The sequence below is a fragment of the Flavobacterium sp. AC274 genome (genome assembly GCF_979258275.1).
This window is the reverse complement of sequence record NZ_OZ409852.1, coordinates 2,758,369-2,782,114: the sequence shown is the minus strand read 5'-3', so window position 1 is coordinate 2,782,114 and position 23,746 is coordinate 2,758,369. Positions and strand designations below refer to the sequence as shown.

General features: G+C 31.1%; 7 protein-coding genes and 2 pseudogenes. All 9 read right to left on the bottom strand.

Features of this window, described 5'->3' with window-relative positions; genetic code table 11:
- Positions 1–3 precede the first annotated feature (3 nt).
- The gene (locus ACZZZT_RS12615) at positions 4–8,208 is read right to left on the bottom strand and encodes an amino acid adenylation domain-containing protein (RefSeq protein ID WP_463460632.1); all 8,205 of its coding nucleotides are present in this window, start codon (positions 8,206–8,208) and stop codon (positions 4–6) included.
- A 2-nt stretch (positions 8,209–8,210) separates the two neighbouring features.
- Positions 8,211–8,726, bottom strand: coding sequence for a phosphopantetheine-binding protein (locus ACZZZT_RS12610; RefSeq protein WP_463462422.1), 516 nt, complete (start codon positions 8,724–8,726; stop codon positions 8,211–8,213).
- Between the two features lie 69 nt (positions 8,727–8,795).
- Positions 8,796–9,880: pseudogene (locus ACZZZT_RS12605) on the bottom strand (SDR family NAD(P)-dependent oxidoreductase); the annotation flags it as partial.
- The gene (locus tag ACZZZT_RS12600) at positions 9,880–11,739 is read right to left on the bottom strand and encodes an acyltransferase domain-containing protein (protein ID WP_463462421.1); all 1,860 of its coding nucleotides are present in this window, start codon (positions 11,737–11,739) and stop codon (positions 9,880–9,882) included. The pseudogene ACZZZT_RS12605 and the gene ACZZZT_RS12600, both read right to left, overlap by 1 nt.
- 42 nt (positions 11,740–11,781) lie before the next feature.
- Positions 11,782–12,315: pseudogene (locus ACZZZT_RS12595) on the bottom strand (beta-ketoacyl [acyl carrier protein] synthase domain-containing protein); the annotation flags it as partial.
- Positions 12,213–12,545 carry a beta-ketoacyl synthase N-terminal-like domain-containing protein gene (locus tag ACZZZT_RS12590; protein WP_463460631.1) on the bottom strand — a complete coding sequence of 111 codons (333 nt, stop codon included), beginning with the start codon at positions 12,543–12,545 and terminating at the stop codon, positions 12,213–12,215. The pseudogene ACZZZT_RS12595 and the gene ACZZZT_RS12590, both read right to left, overlap by 103 nt.
- The gene (locus ACZZZT_RS12585) at positions 12,535–13,293 is read right to left on the bottom strand and encodes an alpha/beta fold hydrolase (RefSeq protein WP_463460630.1); all 759 of its coding nucleotides are present in this window, start codon (positions 13,291–13,293) and stop codon (positions 12,535–12,537) included. Before ACZZZT_RS12585 ends, ACZZZT_RS12590 begins: the two co-directional genes overlap by 11 nt.
- An 82-nt stretch (positions 13,294–13,375) precedes the next feature.
- Entirely contained in the window at positions 13,376–14,647 is a 1,272-nt protein-coding gene (locus ACZZZT_RS12580; RefSeq protein ID WP_463460629.1) for a PLP-dependent aminotransferase family protein, read from the bottom strand.
- Positions 14,648–14,652: 5 nt separating this feature from the next.
- On the bottom strand, positions 14,653–23,469 hold the full coding sequence (locus ACZZZT_RS12575; protein WP_463460628.1) for an amino acid adenylation domain-containing protein: 8,817 nt from the start codon (positions 23,467–23,469) through the stop codon (positions 14,653–14,655).
- Between the last annotated feature and the right edge of the window lie 277 nt (positions 23,470–23,746).

Here is a 23,746-nt window from a genome sequence, read left to right as displayed (position 1 = left end):
TTATCAATTGTGTATTATCTGATTAAACAACTCTAGTATTCCTTCCATATTTTGCATCATGGTCATATGATTTCCATTAATCTCAAGTAACTCAATTGTTGTATTACCTATTTCATCTAATTGATTCAACTTATGATTATAATTTCTTTCAAAAGAACTAATGGTTTTAGGTTTTACTAAAATTATCTTTCGATCTAACTTTTTCGGATTATAGTTTCTTATTAACTGGTTCGCCTTTAACGCAGCATCAATATAACGATCTGTAAATATTTTTTCCGGATCTAACTTCTCTAAAGAGATTGTAAGTGATGTTCTTGTGACTTGATCATCATAATCCTGATAATAAAACCCGGGGTCAATTAACATTAAATGGTCAAAAACTACGTTCTCTTTCTTAAAAAGAGCGCTTACTTCATAAGCAATAGTGGCGCCCAGAGACCATCCGGCAATACTCACGCTTTCAACATCAATTATTGTACTCAGGTAGTCATTAATTTCCTTTGTATAATGCATTGCAAGAGTTTCCATGTTTACTGTTGTTTCTTTATCCAATCTTACAGGATCAAAAATTACCAGGTTATAGTCATATGTTAGTATTTCATTTATAAATTGAAAATCAATTGCGGCGTCACTTGCAGGTGTTATAACAAAAACAATATGCTTACTTTCTGGTTTTATGATACTATAGCCTGCTTGATTATCAATACTTTTTATAGCATTTGCAAAAAGTCTGATAGTATTATTTTTGTATAATAATATAGGATCTGATTTTATTCCCAGTACATTGTGCAATTTGTGGAGGAAATACAAAGACAGAATAGAGTCTAACCCAAGTGATCTAAAATCATCCATGGGATCAATATCTTCTTCTATTTTTAATAATTCTTTTAAAATATTTTCTATGCTTTTTTCCAATGATTTATCTAGTGGAGTGTTTTGATCCTTTGTCAATATCGGAATAGACATTTTTTTTAGTTCCTGAGCATCTATTTTACCATTTAACGTTAGTGGAAAAACTGAAATGAAAACATATTTATGAGGTATTGCATATTCTGGCAATTCACCTACAAAATATTCTTTTAGCTCTGTACTACCAATAGGTTTCTTTGAAAATGAACTGTAATAAAACACGATAAAGTTGCCATATTCGTTTGTTTCAACATCTGCATATGCGTTCTTTATATCTGGGTGATTCTTTGCAATAACCTCCAATTCATCTAGTTCTACACGATATCCCCTTATTTTTACCATTCTGGTACCTCTACTCACATAATAAAGGTTTCCATCTTCGCCAATATATCCAAGATCCTCCGTGTTTAACCAGATAGTTCCTTCTCGTTCGATAAACTTATTTTTATTGGCTTCTGCATTTACATAACCAAGCGACAGACAATCTGATTTAATTAAAATAGTACCAATCACGCCAATTGGAACGATTTGATCTTCTTCATTACAAACAATTATTTCTGTATTATAAATGGGTTTCCCGGATGGGATTCTCTTTTCAGAAATCGGTAATTCTTTTGAAAAAGTATGATATACAACAGAAGCTGCCTCTGTACAACCATAACGATTCAATATAATGGTATTTGGCAGTACTTTATTTAACGTTTCTACCAGATCATAAGAATAAGATTCGCCGCTTACTTCTATAATCCTTACTTCTTTTAGATCAACTAATTTGTTATTTGCTATTAGTAATTTAATGTACGATGGAGTAAGAAAAATCCTTGTTATTTTGTTCTTTTTCATAAATGAACAAAACTCATCTACATTTTTTAACATATTGTTATTTATAATATGCAATGTTGATCCCTGACATAAAGGCTCAAACACTTCGCGAAGTGCAGGAGCAAAAGAAAAAGAAGATTTTAGAACATACTGATCATCTGTTGTTGCCGGAAAATTTTGCAATAACCAATTTAATCTGTTTAAATGACTTTTATTATCAATCTTTACTAATTTAGGTACACCCGTGGATCCAGAAGTATAGTTAATTGTTACTAATTCCTGATTCTCTATATTTATTGTTGGAGCAGCTGATTTTTTTCCAATTCCTTGCTGTAGATTAATTCTATTTTCACAGGTAAAAAACGGATCTAAATTTTCTGCTGCATTATCTGTTATTAAAACAGAAGGCTCTAATTGTAGAATAATTTTTTCAATTGTTTTTTGTGAGAAACTGGCATCAATATTTATAAAATGTAAACCTGTTTTAAGAATTCCTATAATCGCCGGCACATAATTTTGTACGTTAGAAAGGCAAACAACAACACAATTGGCTCCTTTATGATCCATAAGTTGAGAACAGATAAAATTTGCTTTCTCATCTAACTCCCTATATGTGAGTTCTTCACCAACATACGAAAGCGCTATTTTATCTGGTGATTTCTTTACCCAAAGTTCAAACCCTTCTATAAGTGATTTAAATGGCATTTTTTGTTTATATTCTCCTTTAATAACTGAAAGAGCGGTTTTGGTCTGAGAACATTCCAGCTTTTCCATGTTATCTGTATAAACTTTAATAAAATTCTGTATAAAGTCTTCCGTATAAAATGCTGTATTATACTTTACACGTATGGCAAATTCATGTTCTGCAACTTGGTGTACAACAACCGTTAATGGAAAATGAGAAGAAATAATATTTTCATTTAACATTTCTATTTGCAGGTTCATACTGTCTAATTCTGCCTTTTTATAATTTTGATATGTGAATAATATATCGAACAATTTTTTCTGGCCAACAGTAGTTACTATTTCTTGCAAAGAGATATATGAAAATTGTTGAGATGTAATTACTTGTTTTTGCAAAATAGCAATATCATCAAACAAGGTGGTTCCAGGCTTTTTAAAATCAAAACAAACTGGAATACTATTAATACATGGACCTACTATACCGTCCATGTTTTCCATTTCATTTGTTCTATAATTTACAACGTTCCCCCAAATCAATTTCTCTTCATTCTTTAATAAGGCATACGTGTTTCCGAAGATAAAGTTAAAAGCTGAAGACAGCGTTAATTTGTTAGATCTTAAAGTATCTTGAGTTCCTTTGCTGATTTTAAAGGCCACAGAGTGCTCATTAAAAGTGGCATTGTTATTCAGGTTTGTCGTCACTTTCTCCTTTAAAAACATTGAAAGTGTAGTCTTCCAATAATTTAGGGCTACTTTTTTATCTTTTGAACGAATGTGTTGTATATATTTTTTATAAGGAACATAATGTTTTTCTACAGATTTATCCTCGTATGTGTTTAATAGTTCATGCAATAAAATAAACATAGAATGGCCGTCCAATAATGCGTGATGCGCACTAATAACAAATATATCTGTTTCGATATCAATATTAATAAGTGAAAATTTTATTAGTGGTTTATCGGCAACTACAGCTATATTTTTTAATTGTTTAAGCTTTTCTTTAAGGTTAGTAACAGCTGAATATTCATTAAAAATAAAAGCGTCCTCAAGATTCAAAACTTCGCTACGGAAAATTCCTCTTTGTACGTCATAGAAATAAGCTGTTCTTAGTATTTCAAATTTATTAAGCAAATCCCTGCAGCTATTTCTTAATTTAACTCTATCAGCGTTTTTAATTTCAAATTCCCACTGAATAATATAGTTTTCAGATTTGTCCTCATTGATTAAAGAGTGCGCAATTAATTCTTTCTGAAAATCAGATAATGAGCCATCATCATCTGAAAAATCTTTCGGATCATTTTTACTATATTCCATTAAAGTGTTTATACTCTCATTTAATAGTTCTTTAAAACTATTCCATTCTTCATCATTTAAACATAGTCTTTCAGTAGCATTTAAATTGATGAAAATTTCATTTGCTATCACACCGCAATTCACTTCTAATAAGTAAAAATTTTTTCTTATTTCCTTAAGGTACTCGCTATTAATATGCGTGCTGAGTGGAATTAATGGTCTCGCTAAAGGAAAACTATTTAAATTGGACTGACTGAATACACCCAGATAATTAAATGAAAATGATAACTCCTTGTTTAAGGCATTTCTTATTGGTTGAGGTGCCAAACGCTTGTATTTATCAAACCATACACCATTATAGCGTCTATTTTCATTGGCGTTTACAACATTATGATAGGTTTGCACAAGACTTTCTCTATTCGTGGTGTACTTTACAGGATATTTTGATGTAAACCATCCAATAATTTCCGAACTATCAAATTTATTAACCATCTCTCTACCATGTCCTTCTTTTTCAAAGTAAACATCATCAAACTGAAATGTCTTGCCAATTGTAAATGTTAAAGCTGTCAGGATAATATTTTCGATATTCTTTGAACTTTTATCTACATCTACGTTAGGAATATTAAGATTTTCCATTCGATTTTGGGTAATAAAACCCTTCCTGTAAATATTCTTATCAGAAGCCTGTTCAATCCAATAATTGATTTCTTCCTTATTAATATTTCCATTGCTATTATTTAGATGATTTAACAACCACTCTTTATAGGTTTTTGTATAAGTAGGCTTAAGTGACGGATTATTATAATAATACACAAAATCATTAATAAAAATATTCCATGACACTGCATCTATTATTAAATGAGGACAGGTAAAAAATATTGCTGTTTCTTCATTATGTTTAAATAAAGTAACATATAAAAGTGGTCCTTTTTGCGTATCTATAATTTGTTCTGCTTCTTCTATACAATTTTCTAAATTTTTATCCTTTTCAAATCCAAGGTCTTTAAAAACATAGAGTTGCTCTGTTAATGCTTCTGTATCATAATACTGATGCCAGAAAAGATTTTGCGTGTACCTCAAACGAAAAGAGGAATGCTTTTGACAAATAGCATTTAATGCTATTTGTATCATTTCAGTCGAATAATTTTCTTCTAATGTATGGGTAGTATACATCAAAAAATTAGCATTACTTGGATTTTTCTCAAAGTACCATTCTTGAATTGGAGATAAAATAAAAGGGTTTTCGTCTAATTGCACAGGTGTTAACTCATCCCCTATCACATTATTAATTATGTTAGCTAAAAAAGGAGCTTCAATAAATGCATCGTATGTAATATGGATGCCAATATTGTTAAGCTTTGAAATTAGGTTTAATAAAGAAAGTGAATCACCTCCATTTTCAAAGAAATTTTTTGAAGGAACAATATTTTTAATATCTGTATCTAATACTTCTGCCCATATCGACAATATTTTTTCTTCATTATTAACAATTGCCAGACTAGGTTGTTCTTTTCTAACTTTTTGCTGTTGCAATAATTTATTCCTATCCAACTTTCCATTTATGGTAGTGGGAATGGATTCTATTTCAATAAAAAGATGAGGTATCATATAATCAGGAAGAAGCTTCTTAATATCATTACGGATAATAGTTTCAATATCTTCATTATTTATATCCTCAGGAACAAAATAACAAATCAATTTATTCTTTTCATACAACGTTCTGGAAGCCTTTATATACTCAAGATTCGTTATCGCATAGTCTATTTCATTTAATTCTATTCTAAACCCTCTAATTTTTATTTGATCATCTTTTCTCCCCAAAAACTCAATAAAACCATCTACTGTATATCTTCCTATATCTCCCGTTCTATAAAGTTTCATGTTTAATTTTTTGTGGAAAATAAATTTTTCATCGGTTTTTTCGACATCGCCTAAATAACCCTCTGCCAAGCCTACTCCACCTATACAAATTTCGCCATATAGCCCCACTGGTAAAATCTTTTCGCCATTTAATATGTAGATACTAATATTATCAATTGGTTTACCAATGTATATGATCTGACTATCGGGATGAACATCATAATAGGTAACATCCACAGATGCTTCCGTAGGCCCATATAAGTTTTTGACAGGGATATCTGTATAGCTATACCATCGCTCTACTGTATGTTTCGTAAGGGCTTCTCCACTGGTATATACATTTTTTAAGGAATTTATGGAGGTAAATTGCGTTTTATTTTCTGTCAGGTAATTGATAAATGCCTCTAACATACTTGGCACAAAGTGAATGTGATTTACTTGGTATTTATCTATTATTGTTAGTATTTGATCTGGTTTTTGTGCTGTGCCATCTTCGGATAATACCATTTTACAGCCCCAGCATAAAGGAAGAAAAAGTTCCCATACCGATACATCAAATGAAAATGAAGTCTTTTGAAGGATGGTGTCTTCAGGGGAAAAACAATAATAATTCCACATCCAATGCAAGCGGTTAATCACTCCTTTGTTGTTTAACATACAACCCTTAGGTGTTCCAGTTGATCCCGAAGTAAAAATAACATAGAGTAAGTCGTCAGGACTTATGATAGTATTTATCGCTGTATCCGGAAAACTTAGAGCTCTGGCTGTAAACTCTTGCCATAGTGTTTCGTCCAATTGTAATTTCCCACCCGTAAGTTGCCTTAACTGTTCTTGTCTTTGTTTAGGGTAAAGCTTATCTATAGGTGAATAAGCTGCCCCTGTTTTAAGTATAGCTAATATTCCAATAATTGTTTCAACTGATTTATCAGTACTAATAGGAATAATTTCTCCCTTTTTAACACCTTTACTGCTCAAAAAATGAGACAACTGATTGGCTTTTCTGTTTATCTCATTAAATGAATAACTTTTATTTTTATGTATGATAGCAGTTTTGTCTGCGTACTTTTCTATACATTTATTAAATAAAGAAATTATCGTTTCATCTGATGGAAAGTCTTTTGAAGTATTATTTAATTCTAGTTGAATTTTAGTTTTATCTGCATCATTAATCAATTCTATGTCTTGCAATATTGTGTTGGGTTCTTTACATACATTTTCAATGAGATTAAACAGAGCCTTATAGATTACGTTAATATAATCCGCACTATATAAAGATTCATTATATTCTATTTTAATATTGATATCACCACCAATTATGTCCGAAAACTCAATAATAAGATCGTACTTGGCAGACATCTCTAATTTGTCGTATATTTTTTTTACAAATTCTGATTTCTCAAACTCCTCTTGGTTTTGATACACTACTAGAATATTAAAGAGCTCTTTGATATTCTCCTGATTTTTTTGCAGGTTTTTTATTAAATATGGAAGAGGGTAATAACTATGATTAATACATTCATTAATATTATTTTTATTTCTTTTTAAAAAATCAATAAAACTAATTTCGTCATCGATTTTTATTCTAATCGGAATAGTATTAACATAATACCCCACCTGATCCTGATGATTGAGTAAATGCCTTGCGGTAACGGGACTACCAAATATTATATCTTTGGTATCTGTAATTTTATTTAATAATAAAGAAACAAGACTTGAAAATCCGACATAAAAAGACGAATTATTTTCTTGGCAAATCTTTTTAAACGTCTTTAAATATAACTTTGGAAATGAATGGTTTGCATATTTTACAGTAGGATTAATTATTGAAAGATTTAAATCATTTTGTAAATGAGTGGTAGTTTCCAAGTTTGAAAACTTCTCCAACCACATTGTTTCTGCTTCCTTAGTATCGGTTAATTTTTTTTCCAACCATACACAATAATCTTTATAGTGTTGATTAAGAGGATGAAAATTCGTTTTATTTCCTAAATAAATCTCGTAAATCTCCTGAGCAATAATTTTTAATGACAATAAATCACCTACAATATGATGGAGGCTTAAAAGCACCAGACTTCTACTTTTCGTTTGAACTAAAACAACTCGCAAAGGATAGCCTTCTTCCAAGTTAAATCTTTTTTGTGCTTCCGTTCTTAAAGTTTTTACTACTTCATCTTCATCATATGTTTCGTAATTAAATAAAACTACCTCAAGTTTCGAGTCTTGAACCGGAACAATGATTTGTTTCAGTTGATTATTTCTCTCCACAAAGCATGTTCTAAGGGCTTCATGCCTTTTTACAACTTCATTTATGGCATTATTAAACCTGCTTACATCAACAATTTCTTTCAGCTCATTGATATAGGTCATATTATAAGAAGACGAAGAAATGTCCTTTTTATAATTAAAATATAAACTTCTTTGATTAGGAGAGCAAGGGTATTCATTATTATCATTTGGAAATTCTAATGCATTTTTTTCCTGTTTAAGAAATGCAATCATTTCAGTCTTCTTTTCTTTCAATTCCTGTAAAAAATGTTCAGGAATTTCCTTGTCTTCATCAAAAATTATTTTAAGTTTATCTTCATCAACAATTATAGAAACTCCATTTTTTTCTAGTTCTTCAATTAATTTCTCCATAATTATTCTATTATAATTTCCCTTTTTTTACTTTTATCAGCTATTTTGTTGACCATGTCTGAAATGGTATTCATATCCAGAAACTCATTTAAAGTAAGCTCGACGCCTAAGTCTGTTTTTATTCTATTTAAAATGACCATAGAGCTTAATGAATTTCCACCTAAGTCATAAAAATTATCATTCATACTTACAACATCAAGATTTAAAACATTTTTTATAATAGTTAATATTTGGGTTTCTTTTTTTGTTTTAGGCAAAACCAATTCCGAATTTATATTTAAACTCTTTCTTGTATTCCTTTCTTTACTTAAGTGTTGACTATGACTCATCAACATTTTTTCAAAATCATTTTGAGAAGTTTCTATTTCATTTTTAGAAATTACACTCCCCTTCTCTTTTATTAAAAGTATATTGCTAATAATTTTGAAGATGAACTTTGGATCTAATGCAATTTCATTTAAATTCTTTTGCTCTCTGGCGGTGCTTGTTTTATCATTTAATATGGCATTATGCGCCATACCAACATCTTTAATTGCGGGCCAGGCTATTGAAAAATATTTTTCATTGGTATTTTCCGTAAAACTTTCAATAAAAAGATTGGCTGCTGTATAGGCTAATTGACCAGGATAGGTAACTGTTGCTGCTTTGGAAGAAAAATTAATAAAAAATCTAGCTCATCCTGATTTAAGCTCTCACTAAGGTTAATGGTACCAATCACTTTTGGCAAAAACAATTTAATATCATTAATGTCCCTTCTTAATATTATACCTGCAAAGTCTCCAAGACCTGCTGTATGAAACACCCCATTAATGGATTTATTTAAATGGTTTTGAATGTTCTGCAAACTTTCCTCTAGTTCGTGTTTGTTGCTAAGATCTGATTGAATATAAAAAATTTCAGCGCCTAAATTTTCTAATTCTTTTCTTTTTGTCTCATTGTCCTCCTTAGTTCCTACAATAATTATTTGAGCAGAATATTCTTTACCTAGAGTAGAACAAATAGTATAACCAATTCCTCCGTAACCACCCGTTACGAGATATAATCCGTTTTTTCTATATTTAAATTCATATTCTCCAGTTTCCTTTTCTTCCAGATGTTCTATGTAGACATTTTGATTTCTTATAGCAAAAGCTGTATTTACATTTTGAAGAATAATGGAATAAAGTGTAGCAAAAGAAACATTCCTCAAATCATCAACATCAATTACTTTAGTTTGAATGTTTTTAAATTCTACATTACTTACTCTGGCCACTCCTAACAAAAGTGCCTTAAAAGGATTAATACTTTCTTCTGCTGTTTTAAACAATGTAGACGAAATAATAGTGATATTCGCCTTCCTGCTATCTCCTATAACTTTATCTAATTGTTTTACCAAAAAGGCAATTGATTTGTAATATATATCAATCGCATGTGAGGCAACTGTAATTTCTTCTAGTGTCCAGCTATGTAGTATAGCGTCTATTGTGGGATTCTCTTCGTAAAGCGATTTAAATAATTCATAAAAATCTTCTTCACATAGAGGATTTATAACATAGCTTATGTTACTGACTTTTTTAAACTCGGCACCTATTTTTACTTCTATAACCTTTTCGGCTTGTTCTTCAAAAAAGTTTTGAAGGTTTTGATTACCAGAAAAATGAACAACTGTTTTATACTTTTCTGTATTTTTTATTACTTCTTCCTTTTTCCACTTTTTTTGTATACGTAATAGTTTTTGAGTTTTTCACTACGAGTCATTAATTCTTTAAAACCATCCGCTTCAGCAGGCAATTCAAGAGTATCAAAATAATAATTAGAAAAAGAAATTTTATTGGTAGCTGTATATATTTTACTCCAGTCAACCGGAAGTCCTGCTTCCCACAGTAATCCAACAGACTTAATAAAGGTTTCCCACTCTTCTTCATTTTCTTTATTTAAACTAATTATTTGTGCTTTATTGATATTTGCCTTAATTAGTTTTGTAATGGAACTACCGGGACCAATATCTATAAATAAACTTTGCTCATCATACTTGAAGTTGGATATTACCTGATGCAAATTAACTGGATTTAGCATTTGATCAGCCCAATAACTACTTGTTAATTCACTCATTCTATTTCCGGTTAAACTGGAATAAAAAGGAATTTGTGGAGTATTAAAGTTAAACTGCTCTAAATATTCGAGAAAAGCATTATAAATTGGTTTCAGCGCATCACTATGAAATGCATAACCTGAATTAAGTTTTATATGAGGTATTTTACTTTCTTTAAACTCTGCCATTAACCTTTTTATATTTTCTTCGGTGCCAGACAAAACCATATTATTTTCAGTATTTATTGACGCAACAGAAACATTATGTTGCTCTATAATACTTTGTATATTGTTACTATTCTCGACAGATACCGATATCATGGCTCCTCCTACTGTTTGTTTTATAAGCTTTGCCCGTTCATAAACTATTTTTAAGGCATCTTCCAAGCTCATAATTCCAGCTGTAACAGCGCTGGCATACTCACCTAAACTATGCGCCATAAGTGCTTGTGGCTTAATACCCAAATCGATCAACTGGCAAGCTATTGCATGTTGAAACAATAGAATCAATGGATGTGTACTTTCTATATCCAATTCATCTATATTCGCATTCCAAAAAATCTGTTCAAAGTCTATAGCTGTATAAGCAGAAAGTAAAGTAAGTCCATTATCTATTTCTTTCTTAAAAGTACTTAACCTACCTGCTAAGTCTCTACCCATATTTAAAAATTGGGTTCCCTGTCCCGCAAAACAAAAAACAATTTTATTGACATTATCATTTTTGTTTGATTCGTTGACTGAAAATTCTAGAGCATTTATTAATTCTTTTTTATCATTAAACGCAATTGCTTTTCTGTAATCAAAGTGATTTCTGTGCACATTTAACGTTTTAGCCAAAGCTGTTAAATCATAATCATACTTTTCAACTTGCTTTTTAATTTTGGTTATCTGTCCATTTAGTGATTGACTACTTTTGGCACTTAGCGCCAGTACTTTTATCTCATCTTTACTATTTTGTAGTTTAGGCTGTTGTGCATATTCTTCTAAAATTAAATGTGCATTTACTCCCGTTAAACCAAAATTATTGATCCCAATTCGTAAAGGATAGTTTTTCTCTTTAAAATCAAGCAAGTCCTTGTTAACATAAAAAGGTGTCGCTGCAAAATCAATTTTAGGATTAGGTTCAATAAAATTAAGCTGAGCAGGGATTTTTCTATGCTTTAAACATAAAACTGACTTTATTAATGAAGCTACACCTGACAAAACATTCAAGTGTCCTATATTAGCTTTAACAGAACCAATAGGGGTTTCTTTTGAAAAATTAATTTTACTCAATGCCTCAATTTCTATAGGGTCACCAAGAGAAGTTCCTGTACCATGTGCTTCAATATATGATATGCTTTCAGGCTGAATAGAAAACTTCTTATAAGTTTTATTTATACATTCTGATTGTCCTTTTACACTTGGAGAAGTATGACTAACCTTTCTGTTTCCGTTATTGTTTACAAAACTTCCTTTTATTACTCCATGAATAGTATCTCCATGTGCAATAGCATCTTTTAAACGCTTTAATACTACAATTCCAACTCCCTCACCCCAAGCCGTTCCATCAGCATTTTTATCAAAAGGTCTGCATTTTCCATCAGATGATTCTACTGAATTTCCATCATATAAATAACCATACTCTGGACTACTCTTAATGTAAGCACCTCCTGCAATTGCAATATTCGTTTCACCAAGGAGTAAACTTTTAAATGCCATATCTATGGCAACCATAGAACTGGAACAAGTAGTATTTACACACAAACTTTTACCGTTAAAATTTAATTTATTTGAAATTAAACTCGGAATGTGCGTGACATTTGTTAAAGTCTTAAATGTAAATTTATCAACCTCCAATTTATCAATTACGGAAGAAGCATATACTTTCCAATTAAAATCTTCTTCCATCCCAATAAAAAGTGATGTAAACTCGTTAATTTCACTGGTGTTTGTCAAATTACTATCTTCAAGCGCCTCCCATATAAGCTGATGTAAAAGCCTGGATTGCGGTGACAGCAATAAAGCTTCCTGAAAACTATAGTTAAAAAACTTATAGTCAAAGTATTTTTTTCAGGTTTTTGCCTGTATGTCTTTATATAATTTTTATCATTATAAATATTCGCTGAGATGCCCAAATTATCTAATTCTGTATTCGATAAAGAGCTTATAGATTCTACTCCATTTAGAATATTGTTCCAGAACTCTTCATAATTCTCTGCTCCGGGAAACTTACAAGACATACCCACAATAGCAATCTCTAACCCTGTATACTTGTTATTTTCCATTTAAAAAATCTATAATATAATTATTAATTGTTTCTACCTGAGATGCCGTTCCTTTATCGTCCATATCCGAATGACGTATATCTTTCAAGTAGATTATTTTCATTTTAAATTTTACTTGTTCTTCTTCACTTGGTAAAACGCCAGGCTCTGGAGGGTAATCACTTCCCCTTAAACTTAAAATTCTTGGACTTTCTGATCTGGGCAGTAACATTCTTCTATTATCAAGTGATATCGCATTTTTTATAGACTGAGGATATTTTGAAGCATATAACATAGTCATGTCTCCACCATTTGAGTGCCCTATCAGCGTAATATCTTTCCAATCCAATGTTGGAAAAATATTTTTACCTTCTTCAATTACAAATTTTATATTTTGTACTCCACTTTCCCAATTGGGCATTCTGGTCTCATAAAAAATTCCTTCCATTGCCAATGGAGCATCACCAGGAATCTCATGTTGAATAGATATTACAAAATATCCATTTTGTGCCAAGTGTCTGCAAATTTTAGAGTATGTTTTATAACTCCCCGGATTATTTTTTCCGTAACCATGATTGAAAATCACTACTTTTTGTTTCCAGTCATTAGTATTGTAGAAATAGATTGGTATCTGTCTTGCTCTGAGTGTGTCGAATAAAGTAATACCATATTCCCTTAATTCTTGTGATTCCTTACTTTTTTTGGTAGAGCAACTACTTATTATCAGAATGAAGCATATAATAATAACTTTATAAAATTTCTGTTTCATTTTTTATATTTTCTTGTTTTAATTTATTCTTACAGCTATTTTTAGCTTGTCATTTAGAGGCTTAGTGATCGTTTTCTTAAATTTACTCTACTAACAATTTCTCTTCAGAGAATTTAGACACTTGATAACAAAAAAGCATTTTTCGTTCCTGAAGTTCAAAATTTTCTACACTTTTACTAATATTTATTTTATTTCTACTAAACATTACATCTTCAATTATAATTGCCAGCTCATCCATTTCTTTTTCACTAAACCCCAGTCTCGTTACTTCTTGAAGACCTATTCTTAAAAAGGTTTGATCAAATATTCGCCTAATATTTATACTTATATTATTCGAATAAAATCGCTGAGCAATTCCTTCGGCATTTTGACCATCAGGTACTTTTATATATAATTGATTAGTAAGCAATTCTCTTTTTTGAAATGGTTCTAAAATAGAAAAACCTTTTTCAACCAAAGAATTGTATAAATACCTTGTGTTTTTAATTATTTTTTCGGCATAAGCTTCACAGAATTCATCCATCTCAAGTATAGCAAGGTGAAGTGCAAGTGTATGATGACTATGTTGGCTGGAGACTAAACTTTTTCCAATTTCTTCTTTTACCTTAGATGCCAAGGCTTTGTTTGCAAAATGTATAATTCCTTTTTGTGGTCCTGGAAATATTTTATGTGTATTGGCCTGCAAAATATCACATCCTTCTAATATAGGCTTCATAAATTGCTGAGCAAATATAAAACCAAAAGGGTGTGATGCATCGTAGACTATAATTGTGTTTTGTCCTAAAATTTCCTTTAATAACGGAAAGTTTATAGGTTGAAAGGCAAAACTATCATCGATATAAAACATTTTAATTTTTTCTCTGTCCTTCATTTTTGCTATAAAATCATAGTCAAGTGTCAGGGTTTCTCTATTTAAAGGAACAGTCAAAGCTTTTCTTCCTGTTCGTTCAATAATATTTTGTGTTGCAAAGTGCCCGCCTGTTGCAGGATCTACAGTAAGTACATAATCATTTACTTCAGTGACAGCCAAAATTGTGCACATCATGGCATGAACGCCTGAAAGAGGTCTAAAATCAGTGTCAACGCCCCCAAGACGATTATTTAATATAATTGATGTAATTCTTTCCAACTTATTAATAGCCGATATACCTTTATATATATTTCCGTTAGAATAAGTAATATCATCATCACTAAATTTGTCTATTTGCCCAAGATGATATCTGTTTGAAAATGTACCGGACAAACCCTGAGAAACAAACTCTGATATTACATTTTCATTAGCTGTTAGATGCAAAAAACTATTTAAGTTATTTTCTTCCTCTTTTATTAATTGTTCTATTTCTCTACTATTCATTTATGCTAGTTTTCAAGATTTTCGTTAAATAAATTTATTGTATCTAATAATATCTCCATATCATCATACTTTAATTCTTCCTCTGTTTCAGCCACTGTGCTTTCCGAAATAAAGTTGGACATTTCTCTAATATTTGTGTATTCAAAAACAATTACAGCAGATATCTCTTTTTCAATAAAAACTGATTTTAATCTATTTGTCAATTCGATAGCCTTAATTGATGTTCCACCTATGTCAAAGAAGTTATCGAATATACTTATAGGGGAAATATTCAATACACTTTCCCAGATTTGTTTTATTTCTTCTTCGATTTCGTTTTCAGGCGCTACATATTTTGTCTTAGAAAAATGCTCTTCTCCCAATTGGGGTAGTGCCCCGGCATCTACTTTTCCAGTATTGGTTAAAGGAATTTTTTCTAGTATGATAATTGCTTTGGGAACCATGTAAGAAGGCAAGCCGGTTTTGAGTTTATCTGCTATAATTTCCTTTGTAAGTTTCGTATCTTGTTTCAAACTCACATAACAAACAATATAATCTGTATTATTAAATTTTCTAAGCAGGGTAATGGTCTCATTTACACCTTCAATCTTTTCGGCAACACAATTAATTTCATTTAATTCTATTCGAATACCATTTAATTTTATTTGACTATCTATACGTCCGATAAATTCAATATCACCATTTGGCAAGAGTTTCCCCCAATCACCAGAATAATAGCACCTTGCAGATAAAGGCGGAGATAAAAAGGATAGCTCATTTCTAAATTTTTTATCTGTTAGCTCATTATCTTTATAATAACCTAAGGCCAGATAATCACTGGAATAAATAATTTCACCTTCTTCATATATGCGTGCCGTTTGATTATTTTCTTTTAACAAATAGGCTTTCGTTCGGCTTACGGGCTTACCAACTGGTACATGATATTTTGTCGTAGATGTTTCGTTTAAAAATTTTTGACATACTATTGTCGATTCTGTCGGTCCGTATCCATTTATTAAAATGGCATGTGACTTGAAATTATTTTTAAAATCTATAAAATCATTATTATAAACTGCTTCCCCTCCTAAAACAACTAATCGTACATATTTTATTTTTTCCTTAATGATCTTTGTTAATGATCTGTATAAAGTAGGAACAGAATGATATATAGATATTTCATACTTATCCAGCCACTCCGGTAAATCGTAAATACCAATAGCATTTATATCATAGGGATACAATGTAGCTCCGTTTAATAAAGCTCCAAAAATATCCATCACTGCAGAATCAAAATTGTAATAAGGTATTAAGCTTACACGATCATTTAAGCTAATGTGTAATTGTGAGGTGTATACATTTATAAAATGCAATACATTTTTATGAGATTGCATTACACCTTTAGGTTTTCCGGTTGAACCGGATGTATATAAAATATACGCTAAAGAATCTGGAACTAAATTTACTTTTTCTAACGCTACATTTAAATTTTCTTTATTAGATATTTCTTCTTCAATATTTATAATGTCAATTTGAAAATCTTTAGTGATTTTGTAAGCAAGTTCCTCTGTTTTATGATCACATAAAATAGTATCTGCATTAATCTCACTTATAATGTCATAAATTCGTGCTGAATTTAAATTTAAGTCTATAGGAATGTATGCTTTACCAGATTTAAGTACCGCAAAAATTCCAACCACAGCATTATAGCCATGCGTTAGTAAAAGAAGTATTTTATCATTCTTACTATTTTCAAAAACATGTGATGCCAAATTATCTGTCAGCTCATTCAGTTCTTTATAAGTGATACTTTTGTTATCTTCAACTATAGCTTGCTTATCTGGATTTGAAACACATATATACTGAAATCGATCAATGATTGAATGATATCCAAGATCCCAATTAATGTATTCATTGATAGATTTGGGTTCGTTCGTAATTAAAAAATCATCAAATATTTCAATTTCATCAATCCTTACTTGTGGCTCCGAGAGAACTTGCTTCATTACAGAGACAATCCCATTTATCCAATACTCTACTTCATTTTTCTCGTATAAGTCTGTTTTAAATACAGCACTTATTATCATTTTTTCGGCAAATTCTTTGACAAAAAATTCTAAATCAAACTTTGAATCAACCATTGGTTCTTCATCCATGTCCATTTCAATCTCCGTCTCGTAACTTTCTTCAAGAAAATCAAGAATATTGACAACTACTGGAGTTAAAGGAATACTTCTATGAGAATTTTTAATCTTTAAAGCATCACAAATTTCATGAAGAGAAATATTGGAATATTTTATTGCTTCTATCGAAGTTAATTGTACCTGTTGTAAAAAATCGGCAAAACTTTCATCGCTTTTTATTTTGTCATAATGAAATAGGATATTAGTAAAAAGTCCTATTGTATTTGCAAAAGAATAATCATTTCTATTAGCAGAAGGTATCGCAATATTAATAGAATTACTATTAGAAATTCTGCTAAGTACTATCTTTATACAGGCAAATACAAAAGTAGAAAGAGTTACTCCGCTTTGTTGTGTGTATTTTTTAATACCAGTAACCACTTCATTATCAATAGGGATTTCTACATAATCCCCATTTTTGCTAATTTCTACAGTACTGCTTCCTGCTTTTTCAGGCAGACCTAAGAAACTTGGAACATCTTTAAGTTTTGATTCCCAGTAATTATATATCTCCTTTTTATTTCTAGCTTCAAGCTTATTAACATAGTCTTCATATTGAAATCTGATGTTAACAAGATTCTCATTAGAATTTGTATAAAGCGATAGTAATTCATTTCTAAATACGTTTAAAGACCAGCCATCAAAAATAAGATGATGAATTTTTAAGAAAACTTTAAAAGAGTTTTCTTTACAGAGCACATAAATTTTAAATAAAGGAAACTCTTCTAAGCTAAATTTATGTTCATCCTTCGCTTTTTTTAAATCTTCTTCTGATATAATTTCAATACTATAATTTTCATAACCATGCGAAAGTACTTTTTGCATTGGCTGATTGTCAACATACACAAAAGTTGTTCTAAATGCTTTATGTCTATAAATAATGGTATCGATAGCAGATTTAAATTTACCAGGATCAAAAGCCTGCGGTATTTTTACCCCAGCTACAATAATATTAGATGTATTATTCTTTATTTCAGAAATCCACATACTCATTTGTTGGGGTGATAACCCAATCGAATCAGTATTTGCGCCAAGACTAAAATTATCTTCTGCTTCTGTTAAATGCTCTGCTAGTACTTTAATTTCAGGGTTTTTAAATAATGTACTAATCTCTACATTAAGTTTATAAAGAGAATTAAGCTGCGCTACAAATAAAATTGCTTTTATGCTATTTCCTCCTAACTCGAAGAAATTGTCATTTATTCCAACTTGTTCAACACCTAATATATTCTTCCATACAGAAGCAATCTTTTTTTCCGTATCGTTTCTTGGAGCAACGTATGCTCTTCTTACCATATCCACCTCTGTTACAGTTGGCAAAGCGCTACGATTTACCTTTCCGTTCGATGTAAGCGGTAAAGTCTCCAGTTCCACAAAATAACCTGGAACCATATATTCAGGTAATTTTGATTGTATGTAATCTTTTAGATCTTTCTTTTCGACGTTTTCTTCCTTATTTTTTAGAATATAATAAGCAATTAGTGTTTGTTCCCCATTTATTTGCTGAGCTACTACAATAGCATTTGCTATATTATCATGACCAGCCAACGCAAATTCTACCTCATTAATTTCTATACGATATCCCCTTATTTTTATTTGAAAGTCTTTTCTACCATAAAACTCAATGTTTCCATCCGGAAGCCATCTCGCCAAATCTCCGGTGTAATACATTTTTTCATCACTTAGAAAAGGATTTTCAACAAATTTTTCTAACGTTAAATCTTTTTTATTTTTATAACCTTTGGCCAATCCAATACCACCTATATATATATTTCCCACTTCTCCTAATGCACATAACCCTTTATTTTTGTTTAATATATATATTGAAGTATTAGCAATAGGTTTACCAATTGGAGGAATATGTATTGTAGCATTTTTTTCATCTATTACATATGTAGTCACAACGTGAGTTTCTGCTGGCCCGTAATGATTATGGATTTTAATATGCTTCTCTTTAACCTTAGCTAAAATTGCATCATTTAAAACTAATTTTTCTCCTGCTACTATAATATGTTTAACCTCGGTATTAAGTGATTCCAGAAATAAATCATTCTCTGCAAGTACTGTAAAATATGCTGTTGGAAAAAACAAGGAATCCAATTTATTCTCTCTTATAAAAGCAGAAAGTTTATGAATATCTTTCTTTATTGCATCTGTTACTGGGAATATCGTTGCACCTATTAATAAGGTGCTAAATATTTCCTGAAATGACACATCAAAGCTTGGATTTGATAAGAATGTTACCCTACTGTATGGTGTAATTGATTGTATATGATAAATAATTAAATTCAGAATATTTCTCTGCTGCATCATTACACCTTTAGGCTGTCCTGTAGTTCCAGAGGTGTAAATTACATATGCCAAACTATCTGGTTTGCTAAGTGTAGAAAGGTTTTCCTTAGTATAAGTATTCTCTTTGTTTTGCCTTGCAAAAGTTTCTAAAAAGTCTTCATCTATTGTAACCTTCGCTTTTGTATCTTCTTCTATATAATCTATTCGATCTTGTGGATAATCCGGATCTATCGGCACATAAGCTGCTCCCGATTTTAATACACCCATTATAACCACTATCATCTTGTCACTTCTCTCTAGCTTAATAGCTATTAAATCATCCGGCTGTATATTATAATTCTGTCTTAGATAATCTCCCAGCTGATTAGCTTGCTCATTTAAATCTTTATATGTAAGCCCCTTACCATCAAAAAATACCGCTACTTTATTCAGATTCTTCTCTACTTGCTGCTCAAAAAGCTGCATAATTGTTTGATCTTCCGGATAATCAGCTTTAGTATCATTGAATTCAACCAGGAGTTTATGACGCTCCTCCTTTGTAAGAAAATCAATATCCTCAATAAATAGATTTGGTATATTTTGCTTCTGGCTGTGTGTTTCTTTTTCTATAACCTGAGTAAGCAGGTTTTCAAGATGTGAAAACATTCTTCCTATTAAAACAGCGTCATAGATATCGGTATTGTACTCAATTGTAAGCCCTAATTGCCCTTTCTCTTCTACAAAAATGTAACTTATATCAAATTGTGAAGTCTTTCTATGATAATCATATCCTTCAACCTGTAAACCAACTATATCTTTTTCTGAATTATTAAATTGTAACTGACTCTGATTCTGGAACACAACCAAAACATCAAATAATGCAGAATGACTGGTATCACGCTTTATATTCAATTTACTTACCAGTTCATCAAAGGGATACATCTGATTTTCATAGGCAGATAACAAAGTGTCTTTTTCCTGTTGCAGTAAGGATTCAAAGCTATTATTGTAATCTTCAAATCTTGTTCTTATAGCTAGTGTATTAAGGTAAAGTCCTATTTGATTTTCCAAATCAGGGTGTTCTCTTCCTGCTATTGGAGTTCCTATGATAATATCATGCTGACCTGTATATCGGTAAAGTAATGTATTAATACCAGTCATTAATGTCATAAACAGGGTTACATCCTGTTTGTCTGAATACTTGATAAGTTTTTCTGTAAATTCTTTCGAAAAAATATGCTTTAAATTATCTCCGTTATAAGTCTGTATTAATGGTCTTGTTTTATAACTTGGTAACTCTATTACAGGAAGATCTCCTTTAAATTGTTCTAACCAATACGTTTCTGCTTTTTGATATTTTTCTCCCTTGATTTCCTGCTGTAGCCATACTGCATAATCTTTGTATTGAATAGATAATAAAGCTGATTTTTCTTCTCCGTTAAGATTACTCCCTCCATAAAGAAGATTATTGTAGTTTCCTACAACTTCTGATATCAATACTTCTGTTGACCATCCATCGCCAATAATATGATGCATGGACAAAAAGAATAAGAACTCATCATCTGCTTTTTTAAGTAACGATGCTCTTATTAATGGAGATTGTTCTAAATTAAAAACTTCACTATTGGCAGTTTGCAAATAATCTTCTATATCGGATTGGTACTTTTCAGTAAAATTCAAGACCGGTATTTTGAAACTAATCTCTTCTTTTGGTACAACATACTGACGGATTTCTCCCAATACCTTATCTGTCTTAAATAAAGTTCTGGTAATCTCATGCTTGTTTATGAAAAGACCAAAGGCTGTTTCAAAATATTTAATATTAAGTTTTCCTTTTAATGTAACTACTAATGGCATATTATAGGCTTGTGAACCGCCTTCTAACTGGCTTAAAACCCATAGTCGCTGCTGAGATGGAGTTAAGGGATAACTTTCCTGCTCTGCTGCTTTTGGAATTGGGATATAGTCTTTTCTACTAAGATTTTTAACAATTCCTTCAATGGTCGGATAAGCAAAAAAGTCTTTAAAACTTATCTGCATACTCAAGTTTTGGTGCATTTTGTTCAACACCTGTCCCACCATTAAACTATGCCCTCCCATTTCAAAAAAATTATCACTGATACCTACATTGTCAATTCCTAGTACTTCCTGAAATATTACTGCAAGTTTATGTTCGGTCTCATTTCTAGCGGCTAAAAATGCTTTTCTGATTAAATCCCTTCCTGTAACATTTGGTAATGCTTTACGGTCTATCTTACCATTTGTGGTTAAAGGGATACTTTCAAGCTCAACAAAAAATCCCGGAACCATATAATCTGGAAGCTTGCTCTGTAAATAATCTCGAAGAATAGTCTTATTGATCAGCTCTGATTCATCTGTAGTGTAATATGCAATTAGTGCTTTCTCGCCATTTACTTCTTGGGCATTCACTACGATTTGCCTGATATGCTTGTTGAACTGAGAAATCGCAACCTCTATTTCACCCAATTCTATTCTGTAGCCACGAATTTTTACCTGATGGTCTTTTCTGCCAATGTATTCAATGTTTCCATCAGAAAGCCATTTGGCTAAATCTCCTGTGTCATACATTTTTGTGCCCTCAATAAAAGGGTTATTGACAAACTTTTCTTCTGTAAGCGCTGTTTTATTCAAATAGCCCCTGGCAACTCCAACCCCGGCAATGTATAGTTTACCAACCGCACCAATGGGTTTTAAAGATAAATTTTCGTCAAGAATATATAAACTGATATTATCAATAGGCTTACCAATTGGAACAGAACTAATGTTATGCTGCTCTGCACAATCATAATAACTTACATCGATACTGGCTTCTGTGGGACCATAAAGATTCATCAAAGAAATACCTGACAACTCATTATAAAACAAATCCCTTTGATGCAATGTTAATGCTTCACCACTTACAAATACCTGTTTTAAGCTTTTTATGCGTTCTTTTTCATTTGGATTTTCCTTCACGTATTCTAAAAAAACTGATAACATGGCAGGAACAAAATGTATTACGCTTACCTGATTTTCATCTATGTTTTGTATTAATTGAGCCGGATCTTTTTCTGCTCCCGATTTAGCAACAGAAAGCTTTGCTCCGTAGATAGCCCACCAAACTAATTCCCAAACCGAAACATCAAATGAATAGGTCGTTTTTTGGATAAGGGTTTCACCGCAGCTTAATGGATATGCTTTTTGCATCCAGGTTAATCTGTTCACTAAAGAAGTATGTTCGATCATTACTCCTTTAGGATTTCCTGTTGTTCCAGAAGTATAGATCAGATATGCTAAATCCCTCGGAGAATTGATTTTAGCTAAATTGAGAGTCGTGTATTTTTCCCTTTGCTTATAGAAAATTCCGTACTGGGTTTCATCAATGATAATTTTACTTTGTGTATCACTTTCTATATAATCAATTCTACCCTGAGGATAATTAGGATCAATAGGAACATAAGCTGCGCCAGATTTTAAAATCCCCAGTATAGAGACGATCATACGTTCGCTTCTTTCTAACTTTATACCTATTAAATCATCAGGTTCTATACTGTATTTTTCTCTTAGATAAGCACCTAACTGATTGGTTATTTCATTAAGCTCTTTGTAGGTAAGTTCCGTTCCTTCAAAAACAACTGCTACGCTATTGGGTGCCTTTTCTGCCTGATCCTCAAATAATTCAATGATGGTTTTATCGTGCGGATAATCTACTGTAGTATTGTTAAAATCAAATAATAACTGATGTTTCTCTTCTGAGCCTAATAAATCAAACTCATTTGTGTCACCGTTAATAAATTCCTGAAGATGGACTAAAATTTTCCTAAAACCGGAACCTAAATGCTGTAATAATGATTTTTCGACAAAATCTTCATTATAGTAAATTACTAATTCTAATACCTCATCGGTTACATTAAAATTTAATAAAACGCCTTTGCATTTATCCGCTCCTATTGACCCATCGTTTAAACTGATTCCAAAATGGGAATAACAGGCTAAATCCAAATAGGCTGAATCATAGGCTGCATAAGCCAATTTGTTTTGGATTTCTTCGGATATCGTTTGTAAATGCTCCTTAAAAGATTTGTTTGATAAATTGGTATCGTCTTCCAAAAAGAAAGGATTGGAATCTTTATTTCCTATTAAAGAGTTGTAAGAGGTAATAATGCCCACATAATTATAAAAATATTTGTACAGCAATAGGGAATATATCGCAGTAATTATTGAAAATTGTGAAAGACGATTATTATTGGATATCTTTAACAAATATCCCAAGTCTTCCAATTCAATTGTGTATTTAAAAGAGCTAATTTCTTTATTTAACGGGAATACCGGCTCTTTGCCCTTGATTTTGTTATTCCAAAAAAGCTCTGCAATTTTATTAATGTTTTCCATGAAACTTATAACATTTTATTTAACGAGTGTATCTTTTATATCATCGAGAGAAATAAAGATCAAAATATTCAACGCAGTATTTTACCAGTATTTTTAATCAAAAATGATAATTCATACTTAGTATAAAACAGTTAACTATTCTAAAAAAATCCATTAATAATACATGAACTTTATTATAGCATAACGCAAAAATAACATAGCGCTTAATAAAAAATTACGGACTTTACAGGTAAAACTTACGGCTTATTACCAACTTGTTTAAGTTTAGAAAATTGCC